This is a genomic window from Actinoplanes subglobosus, assembly GCF_042650585.1.
Taxonomy (GTDB): Bacteria; Actinomycetota; Actinomycetes; order Mycobacteriales; family Micromonosporaceae; genus Actinoplanes; species Actinoplanes subglobosus.
In genome coordinates, this window is record NZ_JBHSBL010000041.1 from 156,266 (window position 1) to 176,881 (window position 20,616).

The 20,616-nt window shown below is 70.0% G+C and carries 15 protein-coding genes; 7 read left to right on the forward strand and 8 right to left on the reverse strand.

Annotated features, from left to right (window positions below; all coding sequences use genetic code 11):
• Positions 1–96: 96 nt before the first annotated feature.
• The 3 genes from mmsB to chvE form a co-directional block, all read right to left on the reverse strand.
• Positions 97–1,329 (reverse strand): multiple monosaccharide ABC transporter permease, encoded by a 1,233-nt coding sequence (gene mmsB / locus ACFO0C_RS47855; RefSeq protein ID WP_378073569.1) that lies wholly within the window; start codon positions 1,327–1,329, stop codon positions 97–99.
• Positions 1,326–2,879 carry a multiple monosaccharide ABC transporter ATP-binding protein gene (mmsA, locus tag ACFO0C_RS47860; RefSeq protein WP_378073570.1) on the reverse strand — a complete coding sequence of 518 codons (1,554 nt, stop codon included), beginning with the start codon at positions 2,877–2,879 and terminating at the stop codon, positions 1,326–1,328. Before mmsA ends, mmsB begins: the two co-directional genes overlap by 4 nt.
• A 91-nt stretch (positions 2,880–2,970) precedes the next feature.
• A complete protein-coding gene (gene chvE / locus ACFO0C_RS47865) occupies positions 2,971–4,089 on the reverse strand; it encodes a multiple monosaccharide ABC transporter substrate-binding protein (protein ID WP_378073571.1) in 1,119 nt (372 codons plus the stop codon).
• A 294-nt stretch (positions 4,090–4,383) separates the two neighbouring features.
• Between chvE and ACFO0C_RS47870 the strand changes: the two genes are divergently transcribed.
• Entirely contained in the window at positions 4,384–5,301 is a 918-nt protein-coding gene (locus ACFO0C_RS47870; RefSeq protein WP_378073572.1) for an Acg family FMN-binding oxidoreductase, read from the forward strand.
• Here the strand turns inward: ACFO0C_RS47870 and ACFO0C_RS47875 are convergent.
• Complete coding sequence (locus tag ACFO0C_RS47875) at positions 5,276–5,683, reverse strand: DUF2000 family protein (protein WP_378073573.1); 408 nt, start codon at positions 5,681–5,683, stop codon at positions 5,276–5,278. The genes ACFO0C_RS47870 and ACFO0C_RS47875 overlap by 26 nt on opposite strands.
• A gap of 50 nt (positions 5,684–5,733) precedes the next feature.
• Here ACFO0C_RS47875 and ACFO0C_RS47880 point away from each other — a divergent pair, with 50 nt between their 5' ends.
• Positions 5,734–6,327, forward strand: a complete 594-nt coding sequence (locus ACFO0C_RS47880) for an AraC family transcriptional regulator (RefSeq protein WP_378073574.1) — start codon at positions 5,734–5,736, stop codon at positions 6,325–6,327.
• On the opposite strand, the gene ACFO0C_RS47885 is transcribed toward ACFO0C_RS47880, so the two are convergent.
• From ACFO0C_RS47885 to ACFO0C_RS47895, 3 genes are all read right to left on the reverse strand, one after another.
• A complete protein-coding gene (locus ACFO0C_RS47885) occupies positions 6,269–8,035 on the reverse strand; it encodes an L-lactate permease (protein WP_378073575.1) in 1,767 nt (588 codons plus the stop codon). The genes ACFO0C_RS47880 and ACFO0C_RS47885 overlap by 59 nt on opposite strands.
• 115 nt (positions 8,036–8,150) lie before the next feature.
• Positions 8,151–10,805 carry a molybdopterin-dependent oxidoreductase gene (locus ACFO0C_RS47890; RefSeq protein WP_378073576.1) on the reverse strand — a complete coding sequence of 885 codons (2,655 nt, stop codon included), beginning with the start codon at positions 10,803–10,805 and terminating at the stop codon, positions 8,151–8,153.
• A gap of 47 nt (positions 10,806–10,852) precedes the next feature.
• On the reverse strand, positions 10,853–11,641 hold the full coding sequence (locus ACFO0C_RS47895) for an FAD binding domain-containing protein (RefSeq protein WP_378073577.1): 789 nt from the start codon (positions 11,639–11,641) through the stop codon (positions 10,853–10,855).
• Between the two features lie 154 nt (positions 11,642–11,795).
• Here ACFO0C_RS47895 and ACFO0C_RS47900 point away from each other — a divergent pair, with 154 nt between their 5' ends.
• The 4 genes from ACFO0C_RS47900 to cydC are packed head-to-tail and all read left to right on the forward strand — an operon-like array spanning position 11,796 to position 17,692.
• Complete coding sequence (locus tag ACFO0C_RS47900; protein ID WP_378073578.1) at positions 11,796–13,178, forward strand: cytochrome ubiquinol oxidase subunit I; 1,383 nt, start codon at positions 11,796–11,798, stop codon at positions 13,176–13,178.
• A 6-nt stretch (positions 13,179–13,184) separates the two neighbouring features.
• Positions 13,185–14,180, forward strand: coding sequence for a cytochrome d ubiquinol oxidase subunit II (gene cydB, locus ACFO0C_RS47905; protein WP_378073579.1), 996 nt, complete (start codon positions 13,185–13,187; stop codon positions 14,178–14,180).
• A 54-nt stretch (positions 14,181–14,234) separates the two neighbouring features.
• Positions 14,235–15,926, forward strand: a complete 1,692-nt coding sequence (cydD, locus tag ACFO0C_RS47910) for a thiol reductant ABC exporter subunit CydD (protein ID WP_378073580.1) — start codon at positions 14,235–14,237, stop codon at positions 15,924–15,926.
• Positions 15,923–17,692 (forward strand): thiol reductant ABC exporter subunit CydC, encoded by a 1,770-nt coding sequence (cydC, locus tag ACFO0C_RS47915; protein ID WP_378073581.1) that lies wholly within the window; start codon positions 15,923–15,925, stop codon positions 17,690–17,692. Before cydD ends, cydC begins: the two co-directional genes overlap by 4 nt.
• Here the strand turns inward: cydC and ACFO0C_RS47920 are convergent.
• Positions 17,637–19,571, reverse strand: coding sequence for an ATP-binding protein (locus ACFO0C_RS47920; RefSeq protein ID WP_378073582.1), 1,935 nt, complete (start codon positions 19,569–19,571; stop codon positions 17,637–17,639). The two genes, cydC and ACFO0C_RS47920, sit on opposite strands and share 56 nt — an antisense overlap.
• 351 nt (positions 19,572–19,922) lie before the next feature.
• Between ACFO0C_RS47920 and ACFO0C_RS47925 the strand changes: the two genes are divergently transcribed.
• Positions 19,923–20,561: a DUF6230 family protein gene (locus tag ACFO0C_RS47925; protein WP_378073583.1), complete on the forward strand. Its 639-nt coding sequence runs from the start codon at positions 19,923–19,925 to the stop codon at positions 20,559–20,561.
• Positions 20,562–20,616 lie beyond the last annotated feature (55 nt).

A 20,616-nucleotide genomic window follows, 5' to 3' on the forward strand; every position in this document is an offset into this window, starting at 1 on the left:
CCTCAGTAGATCGTGGCCGGTCCATGGTGCCTCGGAAATGTAAACAGCGCCGCCCGGCCTGGTGCCGGACGGCGCTGTTCCTTCCCCCCGGAAGGACTACTTGCCGCGCCGCTTGTTCAGGATGTCGAACGCGACGGCGGCGATCAGGACCAGGCCCTTGATGACCATCTGCCACTCGGGCACGACGCTCATGATGGACAGGCCCATGTTGAGTACGCCCATGATGAGCGCGCCGATGATGGCGCCGGTGACCTTGCCGACACCGCCGTTGACCGCGGTTCCGCCGATGAAGGCGGCGGCGATGGCGTCGAGTTCGTAGTTCTGCCCGGCGGCGGCGACCGCCGACCCGGCGCGGGCGGTGGTGATGACCGCGGCGACACCGGCGAGCAGGCCCATGTTGACGAACAGCAGGAAGTTGACCCGCTTGGTCTTCACGCCGGACAGCATCGCGGCGGGCAGGTTGCCGCCCATCGCGTAGATGTGCCGGCCGAAAATCGTGTTGTTCATGACGAACGAGTAGAGCAGCACCAGGAACGCGACGATGATCAGCACGATCGGCATGCCGCTGGCGCTGTTGCCGAGCAGCCAGGTGAGGTAGCCGACGGCGGCGACCGACACGACGATCTTGCCGATGAACGCGGCGAACGGCTCGGTGCGCAGGTCGTTGCGGACCAGCTCACGGCGGGTGCGGACCTGGCTGATCACCAGGCCGGCCGCGGCGATCGCACCGATCAGCACGGTCACCGAGTCGAGGTTGCCGATGAACCCGAGCGAGTTCGGCAGCGCCCCGTTGGCGAGGGCGTTGAAGTCGGTGGGCAGACCGCCGACGGTGGTGCCGACGAAGTAGATCGCCAGACCACGGAACAGCAGCATGCCGCCGAGCGTGACGATGAACGCCGGGATGCCGACGTAGGCGACCCAGAAGCCCTGCCACGCGCCGACGATGCCGCCGAGGATGATCGACAGCGCGACCGCGAGCGGCCAGGCGATGTCCCACTCCATGATCATCAGCGCGGTGATGCCGCCGACGAACGCGACCACCGAACCGACCGACAGGTCGATGTGACCGGCCACGATGATCATGACCATGCCGATGGTCAGGACGAACACGTACGCGTTCTGCTGGATCAGCGACACGACGTTGTTCGGCAGCAGCATCAGGCCGTCGGTCGCGAACTGGAAGTACAGCGTGATCACGACGAGGGCCGCGACCATCACGTACTGCTTCAGGTTGCCGCCGAGGTAGGCGGCGAGCGAGCCGCCCTCGGTCTTCTTCTTCCCGGAGCCGGGCGAGGCCGCCGGCGCCGGAAGGGTGGTGGACGCGCTCACCGTGTTGCTCCGCTCTTCTCCTGGGTCATGTAACGCATGAGGCTCTCCTGGGAGGCCTCCGCACGGGGCAGCTGACCGGTGATGCGCCCCTGGCTCATCGCGTAGATCCGGTCGCAGATGCCGAGCAGCTCGGGCAGCTCGGAAGAGATCACGATGACGGCCTTGCCGGAGTCGGCGAGCCGGTTGATGATCTCGTAGATCTCGTACTTGGCGCCGACGTCGATGCCCCGCGTCGGCTCGTCGAGGATCAGCACCTCCGGCTCGGCGAACAGCCACCGGCTCAGCACGACCTTCTGCTGGTTGCCGCCGGACAGCTTGCCGACCTGCACGTCGACGCTGGGCGTCTTGGTGCGCATGTCCTTGCGGAACTGCTCGGAGATGGTGACCTCCTTGGCGGAGTTCACGACACCGAGGCGGGAGATCTTCTTCAGCCGCGCCGCGGTGGTGTTGCGCTTGATGTCCTCGATCAGGTTGAGGCCGTAGTGCTTGCGGTCCTCGGTCGCGTACGCGATGCCGTGCTCGATGGCCGCGGCCACGTTCGTGATCGACACCGGCCTGCCGTGCAGGAACAGCCGGCCGGAGATCCCGGTGCCGTAGCTGTGCCCGAACACGCTCATCGCCAGCTCGGTACGGCCGGCGCCCATCAGCCCGGCGATCCCGACGATCTCGCCGGCGCGCACGCTCAGCGACGCGTCGTCGACGACGACCCGGCTCGGGTCGTTGGGGTGGTGCACGGTCCAGTTCTCGATCCGCAGGATCTCCTCGCCGACCGTCGACACGTGGTCGGGGTAGCGGTTCTCCAGGTCACGGCCGACCATCGAGCGGATGATGCGGTCCTCGGAGACCGGCTCGGCGCCGTGCATGTCGAGAGTCTCGATGCTCTGCCCGTCACGGATGATCGTCGTGCTGTCGGCGATCGCGGCGATCTCGTTGAGCTTGTGCGAGATGATGATGGACGTGATGCCCTCGGCCTTGAGCTGACGCAGCAGCTCCAGCAGGTGAGCGCTGTCCTCGTCGTTCAGTGCCGCGGTGGGCTCGTCGAGGATGAGCAGCTTGACCCGCTTGGACAGGGCCTTGGCGATCTCGACGAGCTGCTGCTTGCCGACACCGATGTCCATGATCTTGGTGTCCGGCTGCTCGTCCAGGCCGATCCGTTTCAGCAGGTCGGCAGCCTGCCGGTTGGTCTGCGCCCAGTTGATGACGCCGCCCCTGGCCCGCTCGTTGCCCAGGAAGATGTTCTCCGCGATGGACAGGTACGGGCTGAGCGCGAGCTCCTGGTGGATGATGACGATGCCGCGCTCCTCGGAGTCACGGGTCGTCCTGAACTTGCAGGTCTCGCCCTCGAAGACGATGTCGCCCTCATAGGTGCCGTGCCCGTAGACACCACTGAGCACCTTCATCAGGGTCGACTTGCCCGCACCGTTCTCACCGCAAATGGCGTGGACCTCCCCGCGGGCCACGCTCAGCGTGACGTCCGAGAGCGCCTTGACGCCCGGGAAGGTCTTGGTGATCCCCCGCATCTCCAGGATCGGGGTCGTGTCGTTGTCCATCGCACAACTCGCTTGCTCTAGGTGAGACGAAACCAGAGTCCGGCCGGGACCGGCCGGGCCCGCAGAAGGTGGGCCCGGCCGGAGTTGCTACCTACAGGCCGAGCTTGTCGGCGGTGTAGAAGCCCGAGTCGACGAGCTTGGTCTTGACGTCGTCCTTGACGACGACGACCGGCGGGAGCAGGTACGCCGGGACGACCTTGACACCGTTGTTGTAGGTCTTGGTGTCGTTGGTCTCGACGGTGCCGCCCTTGACGATGCCGTCGATCATCTTGGCGACCTGGTCGCCCAGGGTCCGGGTGTCCTTCCAGACCGTCATCGACTGCTTGTCGGCGAGGATGTTCTTGGTGTTCGCCAGGTCAGCGTCCTGACCGGTGATGATCGGCCAGTCGACGCCCGGCTTGTAGCCCTTGGACTCCAGCGACTGCTCGATGCCCAGCGCCAGCGAGTCGTTCGGGGACAGGACGACGTCGACCTTCTTGCCGCCGGTGTAGAACGAGTTCAGGCGGTTGTCCATCTCGGCCTGCGCGGTCTCGGACTTCCAGCCGGTGATGGAGACGGTCTTCCAGTCCTCCTCGCCGGCGATCTTCTTGCCGGACTGGATGACCAGCTTGCCGCTCTCGACGTACGGCTTGAGGACGTCCCACGCGCCGTTGAAGAAGAACTTGGCGTTGTTGTCGTCCGACGAGCCGGCGAAGGGCTCGAGGTTGAACGGGCCCTTGCCGTCCTTGAGGCCCAGCTTCTCCTCGATGAACTGACCCTGGAGCTTGCCGACCAGGTAGTTGTCGAAGGTGGCGTAGTAGTCCACGTTCGGGCTGCCGTTGATCAGCCGGTCGTAGGCGATGACCTTGACGTTCGCCTTGGCCGCCTTGTCCAGCACCGGGCCGAGCGCGGTGCCGTCGATCGAGGCCACGACCAGAACCTTCGGGTTCTGGTTGATCATGTTCTCGAGCTGGGTGATCTGCTGGTCGACCTTGTTGTCGGCGAACTGCAGCGAGGTCGTGTAACCGGCCTTCTTCAGCAGGTCGTCGAGGTGCGCACCGTCGTTGTTCCAGCGCTCGAGGCTCCGGGTCGGCATCGCGATGCCGATCAGGTTCGAGGTGGAGGAGCCGGAGCCCGACTCCTCGCTGTCGCGGGTGCTGCTGCAAGCGGAGGTCGCGGCCAGGGTAGCGGCCAGAGCGACGGACGCGAGGACCCGGAAGTTCTTGGACACCTCGACGTCTCCTTTCTATCGGGCCCGCTGCCGGGCCTCCGAAGCTTTCGATTTGTTGCTGCGGACAACATACGACTCTTACGAGAGAGTTTCACGAGGGGGTTCGTAACGGCTGCGTAACACTCCCCGTGACCGAGGAGGCGACGAACTGCCCTGAAGAGGCGTTCAGCTAGCACGTTCCGTAACGAGCGCGGATCATCGTATTTGTTGGCCACAGCGACTAATCAACGGGAGGCACGGTTCGGGACCTCCGGCCCTGCCCCACATGGCCCCACCGGGACCACGCTGAGGACCATGACCTCCCGGACGGCAGTCCTCGCCCACGCGGCGCGCCTGGCCCGGCACGCCCCCTCGATCCTCAACACACAGCCCTGGCAGTGGCGGATCGGCCGGCACACCGCCGAACTCCGTCCCGACCCCGCGCGCCTGCTCCCCCACGTCGACCCGCAGCAGCACCTCACCCTGCTCAGCTGCGGCGCCGCCCTGCACCACGCGACCGTCGCCGCCCACGCCCTCGGCTGGGACGTCCTCGTCGAACGCGGCCACGACCCCCTCGCCCGCCTCGTCCTCGGCAACCCCGCCGAACAGCGCGACGCCGACCTCGCCGCCGCCATCACCCGGCGCCACACCGACCGGCGCCCCTTCGGCGCCCAAACCCCCAGCGACGAGATCATCACCGAACTGCGCGGCGTCGCCGCCACCCACGGACTGCACACCCACCTGGTACGCCGAGACGAGATCCCCCTGCTCGCGGCCACCATCGCCCGAGCCGCCTCGGACGCCGCACACCGGCCCGGGCACACCGCCGAAGTCGCCCACTGGACCACCGGTGCCTCCTCGGGCGGCGGCGTCCGACCCGTACCGATGCGCGCCCTGCACGGCCCCGCCACCGGCGACGGCGACATCGGCGCCCGGTACCTCGTCCTGCACGGCACCGGCGACACCCCCGCCGACTGGTTCCGCGCCGGCGAGGCCCTCTCCGCCCTCCTGCTCACCGCCACCGTCCGCGGCCTCGCCTGCTCCCCGATGAGCGAACCCGTCGAGGCACCCTGGCCCCGCGGCCTGCTCGCCACCCTCGTCGGCGAGCCCTGCCACCCCTACCTGGTGATCCGCTGCGGATACCCGGTCGACGACGAACCGCCCCCGGCCGCACCACGGCGACCGGAGGCGGAGACCACCACCTACCTCATGGGTGCATCGACGCGCCCTTGACGACCTTGTCGACGGTGTTGCGCGGCCCGTACACGGCGATCCCCACCAGATCCAGATCGCCCGTCGCGACCGCGCGCACCGCCTCCCGGTTCGCCGCGTCGTGCCCCGTCGCGAACAGATCCGACGTGAACACCGCCATCCGCACCCGCCCCAGCCCACGGGCGTGCGCCGCCGACAGCAGCTCCTTGCCGCCCTCGAACACCATCACCGGCTGCCGGAACATCGGCAGATACGCCACGTCCCCGCCGTCGACATACGGTTGACCGACCACCTCCGGCACCACCGACCCCAGGCCGGACACCAGGAAAGCCGTCACGTTCAGCCGCTGCCACGGCGCCAGGTCATCGCGCAGCAGCACAGCGATCTTGTTATCGAACCTCATGCGTCACATCGTCACGACAAGCCTCCCACCAGGTCTTGTACGATTTTGACGTGCACCGCCTGGAAGCCTGGCGGCCACCACTGACCGGCGTGGCCGAGATCCTGCACGCCCACTTCGACGACCACGCCTACCCCATGCACGCCCACGACACCTGGACCGTGCTCCTGGTCGACGACGGTGCCGTCCGCTACGACCTGGACCGCCACGAGCGCGGCGCCTACGGCGACCTGGTCACCGTCCTGCCACCGCACGTCCCCCACAACGGCACCTCGGCACGCCCCGGCGGCTTCCGCAAACGCGTCCTCTACCTCGAACAGGACCAGCTCCCGGCCCGCCTCGTCGGCGCCAGCGTCGACACGCCCGCCATCACCGACCGCGCCCTCCACCAGGCCGTCTCCCGGGTGCACCGCTTCGGCATGGCACCGCACCAGTACCTGATCTCCCGCCGCGTCGACGTCGCCCGCCGGCTCATCCTCACCGGCGCACCGCTACGCGACGTCGCCACCGGCAGCGGATTCCACGACCAGCCGCACCTCAACCGGCACTTCAAACGCATCCTCGGCATCAGCCCCGGCCGCTACGCCGTCACGGCACCGTCCAGTCCAGCACCGGCGTCGCCTGCAACGTCACCAGAACACACATGACCAGCAGCAACCCCAGACTCCAGCCGACCACCCGGCGGAAGATGTCGCCCTCCCGGCCCGCCATCCCGACCGCCGACGCGGCGATCGCCAGGTTCTGCGGGCTGATCATCTTGCCGAGCACCCCACCCGAGGAGTTCGCCGCCGCCAGCAACACCGGATCCAGCCCCGTGTTCACCGCCGTCTGCACCTGCAACGCCCCGAACAGCGCATTCGCCGACGTATCGGAACCGGTCACCGCCACGCCGATCCACCCGAGGATCGACGACAGGAACACGAACAGGCCACCCGCCTGCGCGAAGAACGCACCGAGCGTCGCCGTCTGACCCGACTGGTTCAGCACGTACGCCAGCGCCAGCACCGCCATCACCGTCACGATCGCGTGCCGCAGCTCCACATAGGTCCGGCCGTGGGCCCGCACCGCGGCACCCGGCCGCACCCGCAACACGAACGCCGTCAGGATCCCGGCGACGATCATCAGCGTGCCGGCCGCCGGAAGCCACCCGAACGTGAAGTTCGTCGAGGCCAGCGGCTTGCCGTTCGCACCGAGCACATCCAGGCCCGGCCAGGCGAAGATCACCGTCCACGGTTCGGCGGCCAGGGCTTTCCGGACCGGCGCGAGGTTCGCGACGGAGAAGATCGCGATGATGATGAGGTACGGCGCATAAGCGCGCACCACCTCCCCGGCCGGATCCCGCCGCACCGCTCCCGCCCCCACCCGGACCCCGCCGCCCTCCCGCACCCCGGCCGGCTCCGCCCCCGACTCACCGGTCCCCCGCGTCCCCGCCTCGCCGGTCCCCCGCATCCCCGCCTGCGTCACGCTCTCCCCGGCGGCGGTCGCGTGCAGATCGGGCGAGGCGGACGGCCGCCACACCCGCAGCAGCAGAACGACAGCGGCCGCCGAGACCAGGGCGGCGACGATGTCGGTCAGCGGCACCGAGATGAAGTTCGACGCGACGAACTGCGCGACACCGAAGGTCAACCCCGCGACGAGAGCGACCGGCCAGGTCTGCCGCACACCCCGGCGCCCGTCGACGACAGCCACGAGCACGAGGGGTACGACCACCGCGAGCACCGGAGTCTGCCGGCCGACCATCGCGCCCAGTGTGTCGGTGGTGAGCCGCGGATCAGCGACCGCACCCGACGTGACCGTCCCCAGGGTGACGATCGGCGTGGCCAGCGCCCCGAACGCGACCGGCGCCGTATTCGCGATCAGCGCCACCGCCGCCGCCTGCAACGGCCGGAACCCGAGCGCCATCAGCATCACCACGGTCACCGCGACCGGCGTCCCGAATCCGGCGAGCGCCTCCAGCAGCGCCCCGAAACAGAACGCCACGATGATCGCCTGAACCCGCATGTCCGGGCTGACCCGCTCCATCGACCGGCGCAGCACATCGAAGTGCCCACTGACGACGGTCAAGTTGTACACCCATATGGCATTGATGACGATCCACAGAATCGGAAAGAACCCGAACGCCGCCCCCTCGGTCGCCGACAGCAGAGCCTGCCCCACCGGCATCGCATACACGACCACCGCCACGACGAGCGCCACACCGAGCGAGATCAGCCCGGCCAGCCAGGCCCGCATCCGCAGCACGCCAAGCAGAACAAACAGCGTGACCAGCGACAACGAGGCAAAGATCGCCGACAGCGCAACAGATCCCGCCACCGGATCAGTCACGATCGTGAGCTGTTCAAACATGGCAGCCATCCAGGTCCATCGATCACCTTAGCCGCAATCTAGCCCCTTCCCCACAAACCGCAACCGATCCCTCACCACCCACTCAGACCGGCCCCGGCGGCGGACCGCCGGGGCCGGGCGGGTGTCAGGGCTGCATGGCCTGCCAGATGCGGTCGGCCGTGTAGGGCAGGTCGGTGAGACGGACGCCGATGGCGTCGCGGAGGGCGTTTCCCAGGGCGGGCGACACCGGGTTGTACGGCGATTCGCTCATCGACTTGGCGCCGAGCGGCCCGATCGTGTCGGTGGTCTGCGCGAAGTGGACCTCGGTCTGCGGGACGTCGGCGAACGTGGGCAGGTGGTACTGCCGGAATGCGGCGGTCGTGACCTGGCCGGACGCGTCGATGTCGACGTGTTCGGCGAGGGTGGCGCCGAGGGCCTGGGCGACGCCGCCCTCGATCTGGCCACGGAGCTGGAGCGGGTTCATCACGGTGCCGGCATCGGCGCTGTGCACGGACCGCAGGATGCGCAGTTCGCCGGTGTCCGGGTCGACGGCCACACGGAACCACTGGGCATTGAAGGCGACCGACCGCGGCGTACCGTCGAAATGTCCGCTCTCGCTCAGTGGCGCGAGGCCGGCCAGGCTGATGCCGGCGACGCTGTCGGCGGTGAGGCAGCCGATCTCGGAGGGTGAGCGTTCGGCGGCGGCGAGGATGCGGGCGCGCAGGGCACGGGCGGCGCGGAGGACGGCCTGGCCGGCGACGACGACGCCGGTGGAGGCGAAGGCGCCGGTGTCGTGGCGGACCACGTCGGTGTCGGACTGGCGGATGACGACCCGGTCGGGGGTGGTGCGGAGTTCGTCGGCGACGATCTGGGCGTGCACGGTGGTGCTGCCGTTGCCGAATTCGGCGGTGCCGACGGCCAGCTCGTAGCGGCCGTCGGTGAGCAGGGTGACGGTCGCGTCGGCGAAGTGCCCGCCGGGCGGGCCGGCCGCGATCATCGCGATCGCCATGCCCTCACCGACGAGCCAGCCGGGCGGGGCCTCGTCGACGGTGGCAGCGGCGGCCCGCATCCGGTCGAGGCACTGGTCGAGGCCGTAACTGGCGATGCCCAGGTCGGGGACGTGCCCGCCGGGGGCGGTGAGGTCGTCACCGGGACGGACCACGTTGAGTTCCCGGAACGTGACCGGGTCCATGCCGATCATGCGGGCGAGCTCGTCGACGACCTGTTCGACGGCGAAGGTGACCTGGCCGAGCCCGTAGCCGCGGAACGCCCCGGCCGGCACGGTGTTGGTGTAGACGGTGACGGCGTCGGTCCGGATGTTGGCGCACTTGTAGACGGCGACGGTCTCGTGGCAGCCGTGGTGCATCACCGACGGGCCGTGGTTGCCGTAGGCGCCGGTGTTCACCAGCACGTTCAGTTGCAGCGCGGTGATCTCCCCGGCACGGGTGGCCCCGGCTTTCACGGTGATGACGAACGGATGCCGGGTGGTGGCCGCGGTGAACTGCTCGGCCCGGGTGTACTCCCATTTGACGGGCCGGCCGGTCCGCAGCACGGCCATCGCCACCAGGTCCTCGACCAGCATCTCCTGCTTGCCGCCGAAGCCACCGCCGACCCGTCCGGCGACCACCCGGACCCGGTCGCGGGACAGTCCGAAGAGCCGGGAGACGGCCCGCCGGGTCAGGAACGGCGTCTGCGTGCTGGACCGGATGACCAGGCGGTCGTCATCGTCGAGCCACCCGACCGCGCCGTGTGTCTCCAGGCTGGCGTGCTGCACGCGCGGGGTACGGAACGTCGCCTCGTAGACGGCGTCGGCGGACGCGAACCCGGCCTCGACGTCACCGATCCCGGCGTGCAACTCCCCCACCACGTTGGCGTCCACCCGCACGATGCCCTCGGCGATCCCCTTGCCGGCGTGCACGAGCGGCGCGCCCGGTTCCATCGCGAGTTCCGGGTCGATCACCGCGGGCAGCACCTCGTACTCCACGCGCAGCCGCCGGACGCCCTCCTCGGCGGCGGCCTCGGAGGTGGCGACGACGGCCGCGACCCGCTGGCCGATGAAGCGGACGATCTCGTCGAGGACGCGGGTGTCGTACGGGTCCTCGGCCTCGTTCTCGTGCTGGGCGGTGGAGAACAGCCGGTCGGGGGCGTCCTTGTGGGTGAGGACGGCCTCCACCCCGGGCACGGCGAGCGTGTCGGACGTGTCGATCGACAGGATCCGGGCGTGGGCGTGCGGGGAGCGCAGCACCTTGAGGTGCAGCATCCCGGGGACGTCGAGGTCGAACGTGTAGCGGGCGGTTCCGGTGACCACCTGTGGCCCGGCGGGGGCGCCGAGGTTCGATCCGACGGCGGAGCCCCTTGCCGGGCATACGGCCGACGGCCTGCCGTTGACCGCGTCGGTGATGGCGCGATAGCCCGTACATCTGCAGAGGTTGCCCTTGAGGGATCGCGGCAGGTCGGCGCGGTGGTCGTCGGTGAGGGCCGCGGTCGTCATGATCATGCCGGCGGTGCAGAAGCCGCACTGGAAACCCTGTGCGTCGAGGAAGTCCTGCTGGACCGGATGCAGGCCCGAAGGGCCGGCGAGGCCCTCGATCGTCGTCACGCTGCGCCCCTGTGCCCGGAAGGCCGGGTAGACGCAAGAATGCACCGGTTTGCCGTCGACGTGCACGGTGCACGCGCCGCAGTCGCCGGCGTCGCAGCCCTTCTTGACCCCGAAGCACCCCTCCTCGCGCAGGTAGGTGCGCAGGCACTGGCCGGGCCGTGGGGTGCGGTCGTGCGATGTTCCGTTGATCTCGATGGTCATGTGTCTTGCCTTCCTGCCGGCCGCCGGGTGCAGCCGGAAGTACCTGGTCAGGAGACGAGTTCGGCCCTGATCTGGAGCGCGTAGTGGCGGGTCAGGTGACGCCGCCAGACCGGCCGGCCGTGCACGTCGTCGACGTGGTCGGCAACCGGAATCGTTTCGAGCGCGGCCTCCACCTCGGCCGCCGACGGCGGCGAGGGGAAACGGAAGACGTACGGCCGGCGGGTCGCGGCGGTCACCGTCAGTGACACAGCGCCGTCCGGGTCGGCCCGGCCGATCACCAGGACGGCCGATCGGCCATGACGATGCAAGGACCCTCTGCGGTACGCCGTACGAGCCCCCAGCGGACCTGAGGCGATGTGCACGGCCCGGAGGAACTCACCGTCGCGCAGCACGGTCGTCCCCTCGCCGGTCACGAAGTCGGCCGCGGGCACCCGCCGTTCGCCGCCGTCCGGCCCGACCAGCACACACGTCCCGTCGAGGGCCACGGCCAGCGAGATCATCGGCCCGGCCGGGAGCGCGGCGCAGAGGTTGCCGCCGACCGTGGCCACGTTCCAGATCTTGAACGAGGCCAGGAACGCGTGGCAGCACTGCAGCACGATGCCGTGCCGCCCGAGCTTGTCGGCGAGCTCGGCGATGGTGCAGGTGGCCGCGATCTCGACTCCGTCGTCACGGACGGTGACCGGTGGCCAGCCGGCGGCGGCCAGGTCCAGGAGCCGGGTCACGTGCGGGCGCGGCTCGCCGAGAAGGGCGGTCCCCCCACCCATCCAGGCGTCGCCGGGCCGCCACTGACCGGGCTGGGCAGGGCTGATGACTTCGGTGACGGTGTGCAGATCCACGAAATCACGCTACGCGTCTCATGTTTCCGTTCTCAGCGATCTCCGAGGGCCTTCCGGAACCTGTCTCCTGTTCCCATCGATCGGGACCTTCGGCCCTGATCGTGCGTGAAGTCCCTGGTCAAGAGTGGGCATCGACGTCGGGGAAAGGACGCCAGTGGACGCGCTCGATCTTTCGCGGTGGCAATTCGGAATAACCACCGTGTACCACTTCATCTTCGTTCCGATAACGATCGGGCTGTCGGCGCTCGTGGCCGGCCTGCAGACCGCGTGGGTGCGCACCGGTAAAGAGAATTACCTGAGGGCCACGAAGTTCTGGGGAAAGCTCTTTCTGATCAACTTCGCGATCGGTGTCGTGACCGGCATCGTGCAGGAGTTCCAGTTCGGCATGAACTGGTCGGCCTACTCACGCTTCGTAGGCGACATCTTCGGTGCGCCGCTCGCCATCGAGGGGCTGCTCGCGTTCTTCCTGGAGTCCACGTTCCTCGGCCTGTGGATCTTCGGCTGGGACCGGCTGCCCAAGCGTGTGCACCTGGCGACGATCTGGATCGCGTCGATCGGCACGATGATGTCGGCCTACTTCATCCTGGCCGCGAACTCGTGGATGCAGCACCCGGTCGGCTGGACCATGGGCGACGGCCGGGCCGAGCTGACCAGCATCTGGGCGGTGCTCACCAACTCCACGACGCTCGTCACGTTCCCGCACACGATCACCGCCTGTTTCCTAACCGCGGGCGCGCTGCTGCTCGCGGTCAGTGCCTGGCACCTGCGGCGCGGGAATCAGGACGACGTGTTCCGGCCGTCGCTGCGGCTCGGCGCGTGGGTGGTGCTGATCGCCGGGCTTGGCGTGCTGATCACCGGTGACCTGCAGGCGCGGGTGATGACCGAGCAGCAGCCGATGAAGATGGCGGCCGCCGAGGCCCTCTACGAGAACACCTCGTCCGCGTCCTTCTCGATCTTCACGGTCGGGTCCCTCGACGGATCAGAGGAGCTCTATTCGGTACGGATCCCGTCGCTCCTGTCCTTCATGGCCACCGGTGACCCGTCCGGTGAGGTCGAGGGCATCAACGATCTCCAGGCCGAGTACGCCGCGAAATACGGCGAAGGTGACTACGTGCCGAACGTGCCGGTCACCTACTGGTCGTTCCGGCTGATGATCGGGTTCGGGGCGCTGGCCATGGTGATCGCGGCGGCGGCACTGTGGTTCACCCGGGGTTCGCGCAGCCCGCGGTCCCGATGGCTGTGGATCGCGGCGGTCGCCACGGTGGCGATGCCGCTGCTGTCCAACTCGTTCGGATGGATCTTCACCGAGATGGGCCGGCAGCCGTGGACGGTGTTCGGCCTGTTCAAGACGGCTGATTCAGGCTCGCCCTCGGTCTCCACCGGCGAGGCGGCCACCGGACTGATCGTCCTGACCGTTCTCTACGGGATCCTCGCGGTCATCGAGATCGGGCTCTTCCTGAAATACGCGGCCGCCGGGGCTCCGGAGATCGCCCCGGAAACCGACGACGCCGACAAACCGCTCGCGTTCGCTTACTGAGGGGTCATGGAACTCACCACCGTCTGGTTCATTCTGATCGGCGTCCTCTGGGCCGGATACTTCCTGCTCGAAGGCTTCGACTTCGGCGTCGGCATCCTGCTGCCGGTCCTCGGCCGCGATGACCGGTCGCGCCGTCTCGCCATCAACACCATCGGCCCGGTCTGGGACGCCAACGAGGTCTGGGTGCTCGTCGCCGGCGGCGCCACGTTCGCGGCGTTCCCCGAGTGGTACGCCACCCTGTTCTCCGGGTTCTTCCTGCCGTTGCTGCTGATCCTGGTCGCGTTGATCGTGCGCGGGCTCGCCTTCGAGTACCGCGGCAAACGCTCGTCGGCGGCCTGGAAACGGGGCTGGGACCTGGCGATCTTCTGGGGCAGCCTGATCCCGGCGATCCTCTGGGGTGTCGCGTTCGCCAACATCCTGCGCGGTGTGCCCCTCGACGCGAACCACGAGTACGCAGGCGGATTCTTCAACCTGCTCAACCCGTATGCGCTGCTCGGCGGGCTGACGACACTCGCGCTCTTCACCCTGCACGGTGCCGTGTTCCTCGCTTTGAAGACCGACGGCCCGATGCGTACGGAAGCCGGCCGGCTCGCCGCACGACTGGCACTCGTCACCGTCCCGATCGCCGCGGCGTTCCTGATCTGGACCGGCATCGCCAACCTGGACGGCTTCGGTATCGCCCTGTCCGTCCTGGCCGCCCTGTCGCTGACCGGCGCGGTGCTCCTCACCCGCTCACGGCGTGAGGGCTGGGCGTTCGCGGCGACCGGCGCGACGATCGTGCTGGCGGTGGCGGCCCTGTTCGTGACGCTGTTCCCGAACGTCATGCCGTCCACGATCGACACGGCCAACAGCCTGACCGTCGGCAACGCGTCGTCGACCCCCTACACGTTGACCGTCATGACCTGGGTGGCCGCGGCGTTCACCCCGATCGTCCTGCTGTACCAGGGCTGGACCTACTGGGTGTTCCGCAAGCGCCTCAAGCTCAGCGACATCCCCACCTGACCCCCGGCACGCGTCGCCGCGGGCGAGACCCCCGTTCCTCCCGGAAGGACCTCGATGAAGCCACTCGACCCCCGCCTGCTCGGGTACGCCCGGGCGACCCGGGCCTACCTGGCCGCCACCGTCGTCCTCGGCCTCGTTCACGCCGCGCTGCTGATCACGCAGGCTGTCCTCCTGGCCGACGGGATCACCGCGGTGTTCCTGGACGGCGCCGACGTCGCCGCGGTCACGGTGACGCTGCCCGGCGGCGCGGCCGTCCCGGCGATCGCCGGGCTCGCGCTGACCGTCCTGGCCCGCGCGGCAGTGGCCTGGCTCCAGGAGGTGACCTCGGCCCGGAGCGCGGCCGCGGTGAAGAGCCAGCTCCGCGGCCGTCTCCTGGCCCACATCGCCGCCCGCGGACCGGCGGCGACGGCCCCGGCCGGCGGAGAAACGGTGGGGACCGCCCGGGGCGCCGGCGAGATCGCGGCGCTGGCCGGTGACGGGCTGGATGCGCTCGACGCCTACTTCGCTCGATATCTGCCGCAGCTGGTGCTCGCGGTGCTGGTGCCGGGGATGCTGCTGGCGCGGCTTCTGCCGGCCGACCTGATCGCCACCGTCACGATCGCTGTCACTCTGCCGCTGATCCCGCTGTTCATGGCGCTCGTGGGGATGCACACCGAGGCGCAGAACCGGCGGCAGTTCCGGCTGCTCGCGCGGCTGTCGCACCACTTCCTCGACGTGGTCGCCGGGCTGCCGACGCTCAAGCTGTTCGGGCGGGCCCGGGCACAGGCCGGGATCATCCGGCGGATCAGCGACGACCAGCGGCGGCACACCATGCGGACGCTGCGGACGGCGTTCCTGTCGTCGCTGGTGCTGGAGCTGCTGGCCACCCTGTCGGTGGCGCTCGTCGCGGTCGGCATCGGGCTGCGCCTGGTGCACGGTGACCTCGGACTGTCGACGGCGCTGCTCGTGCTGATCCTGGCGCCGGAGGCCTACCGGCCGTTGCGGGAGGTCGGCGCCAACTATCACGCGAGCGCGGAAGGGCTGGCCGCGGCCGAGGAGGTGTTCACGATCCTGGAGACACCACTGCCGGCGGCGGGGACGATCGCGCCGCGGGACGGGGACATCGTCTTCGAGGACGTCGAGGTGCGGTTCCCGGGGCGCGCCGGAGCGGCACTGCGTCTGGACGCGACGATCCGGCCGGGTGAGGTCGTGGCGCTGACCGGGCCGTCCGGCTGCGGGAAATCGACCGCTCTCGCCGTACTGCTGGGCTGGGTGACCGCCTCGTCAGGACGGGTGAGCGTGGACGGCGTACCCCTTCATGATCTTGACCTGGAGGCCTGGCGCCGACGGATCGCGTGGGTCCCGCAGCGGCCGCACCTGTTCGCGGCGTCGGTCTTCCGGAACATCGCGCTGACCGATGATGCCCAGGGTCCGGAGGTCGTGGCGGCGGCGCGGGCGGCCGGGGCGGACGGGTTCGTTGCCGCGTTGCCGGAGGCCTACGCCACCGAGCTCGGGGACGCCGGGACCGGGCTCTCGGCCGGGCAGCGGCAACGGATCGCGCTGGCCCGGGCATTTCTGCGGGATGCGCCGATCGTGCTGCTCGACGAGCCGACCGCCAATCTCGACACCGGCACCGCGGCCGGAGTGATGGACGCGATCCGTCACCTGGCCCTCGGACGGACCGTGATCATCGCGGCTCACCGTCCGGAACTGATCGCGCTCGCCGACCGTGAGATCCGCCTGACCGGAGAGCTGGTACCGGCATGACCACCGCATTTCAGGCCGCCGGCCGCTCGCGAACGGACGGCGGCCGCTACAGGGAGGACGGGCTCGGCCTTTGCGGGCTGATCCGGCCGGCGGCGGGGCGGCTCGGACTCGCGCTGATCGCCGGGGTGGGCGCCTCCGGGGCCGCCGTGGCGCTGACCGCCGTGTCGGCCTGGCTGATCTCGCGGGCCGCGCTGCATCCGCCGGTTCTGCACCTGATGGTGGCGATCGTCGCGGTGCGCGCGTGCGGACTCGGCCGGGGCGTGCTGCGGTATCTGGAACGGCTGTTCGGGCACGATGCGGCGTTCCGGGTCCTCGCCGATGTGCGGGTGCGGCTGTTCGAGCGCCTGGAGCGGCTGGCACCGGCGGGCCTGGCCGACTTCCGGCGTGCGGACCTGGCCCGGCGGCTCGCCTCCGACGTCGACGCCGTTCTCGACCTGGTCACCCGGGTGGTCCTGCCGTACGCGGTGGCGGCCGTCGTCGGCTCGGCGTCGGTGCTGGTGGTCGGCGCGCTGGTGCCGGTGGCCGGGCTGGTGCTGGCGGTGGCGCTGCTGGTGACGGCCGTGGGTGTGCCGATGATGCAGCGGGCGGCGGCGCGGCGGGCCGACGGGCGGCTGGCTCCGCTGCGCGCCGAACTGAACACCGGCGTCGTCGATCTGCTGCACGGTCTGCCCGACCTGATCGCGTACGGCGCCGCGCGCGACCGCCTCGACCGGCTCGCCGAGGTCGACACCCGGCTGACCTCCGTGTCCCGCCGTTCGGCCGCGACCGCGGGGCTGGGCGCCGCGACCACCGCTCTCGCCACCGGGGCGGCCGTGCTCGCGGGCCTGGTCGCGGGGGCGTTCGCGGTGCGTTCCGGTGCTCTGCGCGGTGAGCTGCTGGCGCTGGTGACACTGACGCCGCTGGCGGTGTTCGAGATCGCCGGGCCGCTGCCGGCCGCCGCTCAGCACTGGGCGACGGCCCGCGCGTCGCTGCGCCGCCTCGCCGAGATCTGGAGCGCCCCCGACCCGCTGACCGGTCCGGCCGCCCGGGTCACCGCTCCAGGAAGGGCTGCCGCGACGGGCCCGGAGCCGGGAGTCGTCGCCGGGAGGGGCAGCGCGGCGGTGCCGGAACTGCGGGTCGAAGGCGTGACCGCGGGCTGGGTCGCGGGGCGGACGGCGGTGAGCGGTGTCGACCTCGTGCTGCCGCCCGGCGCGCGGGTCGCGCTGACCGGCCCGAGCGGCTCGGGCAAGAGCACGGTCGCCGCGCTGCTGGTGCGGTTTCTCGATCCGGGGGCGGGCCGGGTCACGATGGACGGCGTCGACCTGCGTGACCTCCCGGCCGACGAGGTTCGACGGGTGGTCGGGTATCTGCCGGAGGACTCCTACCTGTTCGACACCACGATCGGTGCCAACCTGCGGATCGCCCGCCCGGACGCGACGGTGGCGCAGCTGCGTGACGCGCTGGCCGCGGCCCGGCTGCTGGACTGGGTGGACACGCTGCCGGGCGGGCTGGAGACGCTGGTCGGCGAGCACGGGATGGCGCTCTCCGGTGGGCAGCGGCGGCGTCTGGCGCTGGCCCGGCTGCTGCTGACCGATGCGCGGGTGCTGATCCTCGACGAGCCGACCGAGCACCTGGACGACGCCACGGCGGCGGCCCTGACCCGGGATCTGCTGGCGGCGGCCGGGGACCGTACCGTCCTGCTGATCACCCACCGCACCGACCTGGACGGGCTCAGACGCGAGCGGGTGAGCGCGGTTCGGCCGGTGCCGGGGCGGCCGGCAGGGTGACGGTGAACGTGCTGCCCCGGCCGACGACGGACTGCACGGCGATGGTGCCGCCGTGGTCGCGGACGATGTCACGGACGATGGCCAGCCCCAGCCCGGGGCCCTGCACGGCCTGGTCCATGGCGTTGCCGGCCCGGTGGAACGGGGTGAACAGCCCGGGCACGTCCTCGGCCGGGATGCCGATGCCGGTGTCGGTGACGGAGACCGAGACCGAGCGCGCGTCGGCCGTCAGGTGACAGTCGACGCTGCCCCCGGCGGGGGTGAACTTGATCGCGTTCTCCATGAGTTTGCGCAGGGCCCGCTGGAGCTGGGTGCGGTCACCCCGTACCCATCCCTCCTCGGCGTCGAAGGTGACGGTGAGTTCCTTGGCCTTGGCCGCGTTGGCGAGCTCGCCCCGGACCACCATGGCCAGGCCGGCCAGGTCGAGGACGTCGGGGTGCCCGGTGGCCTCCTGGCCGGGCCGGTCGAGCAGGATCAGGTCACCGATCGTGTCGTGCAGGCGGTGGGCGTTGCGCAGGATGGCGTTGAGGGCGCGCTGCTGGATGGTGGTGAGTTCGCCGCCGTCCTCGTCGGTGATCATCTCGGTGTAGCCGAGGATGCTGGTCAGCGGGGTGCGCAGCTCGTGGGTGACGGTCTGGATGAAGACGTCCTTGCGCTGGTCGAGCATCCGTAGCTCGGTGATCAGGCGGGCCTGCTTGTCCTGGAGGCTGAGCTGGCGAAGGGCGCGTTCGATCTCGCGGACGACGCCGCTGAGCAGGCGCTGCTCGGCCTCGGTCCAGACGGGCGCGCCGGGCCGGCGGACGTAGAGGTAGCCGCGCGGGCAGTCGGGGTCGCCGCCGATGACGAGCCAGATGCCGCCGTCGGGGCGGACCCGCAGGTGGCCGGGGCGGGCGGCGAGCATCTCGGTGGTCAGGTCGCCGGGTAGTTCGGGGGTGCCGGCCGGCCAGCCGGCGTGCAGTGTGCCGGTGCCGGGCACGACGGTCTCGGTGTGCACGGCCTCGGCGCCGACGGCGGCGCCGACGAGTTCGGCGATGCGACCCCCGGTGGCGGCCGGGTCGGTCATCTCCTGCATCTCGGTGGCGACGGCCTGCCGGAGACCGGCCCGGGCGGCGCGGGCCTGTTCGGCGGCGAGGAGGGTCTCGGTCTGCGCGGCGAGATCATTGAGGGCTTCCACGATGGTACGGAGCTCGTCCGCTCCGGCCGGTTCGGCGCGGGCCGAGCGGTCGCCTTCGGCGAGGCGGCGGATGGTCATGCCGAGCCGGGCGAGCGGGACGAGCAGTTCACGGCGGCCGGTCCGGGCCACCGACACCCCGATGATCATGATGGCCACGACGAGGATCGTCGCGGCCAGGTCCAGGGAGGCGCGCGACGACGCGGAGGCGGCCGCCACACGCCGGCGTTCGGTGTCGACGGCCGCGTCGAGGGCCGCGTTGACCACCCGGAACTCGTCGAACATGGCCTTGCCGCGGACCGCCTGGATGGCGTCGGCACCGGGTGACCGGGCCGCGACGATCGGGGCGGCGTAGTCGTCGAGCCAGGTGTGGACGGCCTCGCGCTCGCGGCCGAGCAACTGCTGGGCGGCGGCACCGTCGACGTGGTGCGCGAGGTCGTCGAGGGCGGCGAGGGCGGCGGTCCAGCCCTTCTCGTACGGCTCGAGGAACGCCTGTTCGCCGGTGAGCAGGTAACCGCGGATCCCGGTCTCGGCGTCGGTCATCCGCTGGAGGACCTGGTCGTTGGCGATCTCGGCCCGGGCGGCCCGGTCGGCCTCGCTGTCGTGGAGGGACCGCATCCGGGTGCCGAGACCGAACTGGACCAGCAGCAGGACCACGAAAAGAATCAGCAGGGCGATGAAGCCCACGTTGAGGCGACGCTGCACGCTCATCGGCGGCGGTCCTCGCGGGCGGTCATGCCTCTCAGATCGGCAGGTGGGGGCCGAGACCTAAGTCACCTCCACGCCATTTCATTTCGTTATCCATCCGCAATAAACCGGGCCTTGCGTACCCCGGGTAACGGGTAACTCGCCAGGCGAGATCCTAATGTCGGAAATTTCGGACACACGGGTGTCGGAGGTCACGGTGCGTCACGTTGATCTAGTGAGCTGGGTTACTGACGGGTAAATCAAGCCCTTGTAGTCGCGGCCCGGGAGCGGCAACATTTCCGGCACATTACGACCGCGACCATCGATGTGCCTCGCTGCGCAAGTCGCCGGTCCAAGGATCCATGAGGAGGTTCCGTGGAGGATGCGCAAAGCGCTCCGGCGTACGGGCGCACCAACTGGCGCCGGTTCGCCGTGGCGGTGGGCGTGCCGACGCTGGTCGCGGGTGGCCTGGTGCTGGCGCTCGCCGAGGGCGCCCTGGCAGCGAACTTCACCGTTTCCGGCAAGCAGTTCAAGCTGTCCGCCGACAAGCTGGTGGGCAACGGCTTCACCCAGTACAGCGGCGAGCTGCAGACCAACGACACGGAGAACTACCCCGGCGGCCGGATCCCGGCGGCGATGTCCGGCATCAACAACGCCGACCTGTGGGGTCTCTGCCAGTCGGTCGCCGTCGGCCCGGTGACCCTGCGTATCGAGGCGGGCGGCGATCCCGAGCACCCGGTGCACGCGGAGAACCTGCTGATCGGCATGTCCACCCTCGGCGGCGACGCCACCTTCGAGGACATCCAGATCGGCCTGGACGGCTCCACCCTCAACCGGGACGGCGCCGACAGCCACGGAGCGCCGCTCTCCTTCGGCCAGCAGGCCCGGAAGGTCACCATCAACGGGCTGCGGCAGGAGGCGTACTACACCTCCGCCTCCACGTTCACCCTCAACGGCATGAACCTCAAGTTGCACATCGGCGGCTCGCACGAGTGCTACTACGACGAGGACTGACATCGATCAACCGGGCTCGCGGGGCGTTCCCCGCGAGCCCGTCGTTCTGCGGGTG

What these genes read in the sequence shown, in the direction of transcription:
- ACFO0C_RS47870 (WP_378073572.1), top strand. Translation starts at nt 4,384, where the DNA reads ATGACCTCCCGGACGGCAGTCCTCGCCCACGCGGCGCGCCTGGCCCGG.
- cydC (WP_378073581.1), top strand. Translation starts at nt 15,923, where the DNA reads ATGACCACCGCATTTCAGGCCGCCGGCCGCTCGCGAACGGACGGCGGC.
- ACFO0C_RS47875 (WP_378073573.1), bottom strand. Translation starts at nt 5,683, where the DNA reads ATGAGGTTCGATAACAAGATCGCTGTGCTGCTGCGCGATGACCTGGCG.
- mmsA (WP_378073570.1), bottom strand. Translation starts at nt 2,879, where the DNA reads ATGGACAACGACACGACCCCGATCCTGGAGATGCGGGGGATCACCAAG.
- ACFO0C_RS47890 (WP_378073576.1), bottom strand. Translation starts at nt 10,805, where the DNA reads ATGACCATCGAGATCAACGGAACATCGCACGACCGCACCCCACGGCCC.
- ACFO0C_RS47920 (WP_378073582.1), bottom strand. Translation starts at nt 19,571, where the DNA reads ATGAGCGTGCAGCGTCGCCTCAACGTGGGCTTCATCGCCCTGCTGATT.
- cydD (WP_378073580.1), top strand. Translation starts at nt 14,235, where the DNA reads ATGAAGCCACTCGACCCCCGCCTGCTCGGGTACGCCCGGGCGACCCGG.
- cydB (WP_378073579.1), top strand. Translation starts at nt 13,185, where the DNA reads ATGGAACTCACCACCGTCTGGTTCATTCTGATCGGCGTCCTCTGGGCC.
- ACFO0C_RS47885 (WP_378073575.1), bottom strand. Translation starts at nt 8,035, where the DNA reads ATGGCTGCCATGTTTGAACAGCTCACGATCGTGACTGATCCGGTGGCG.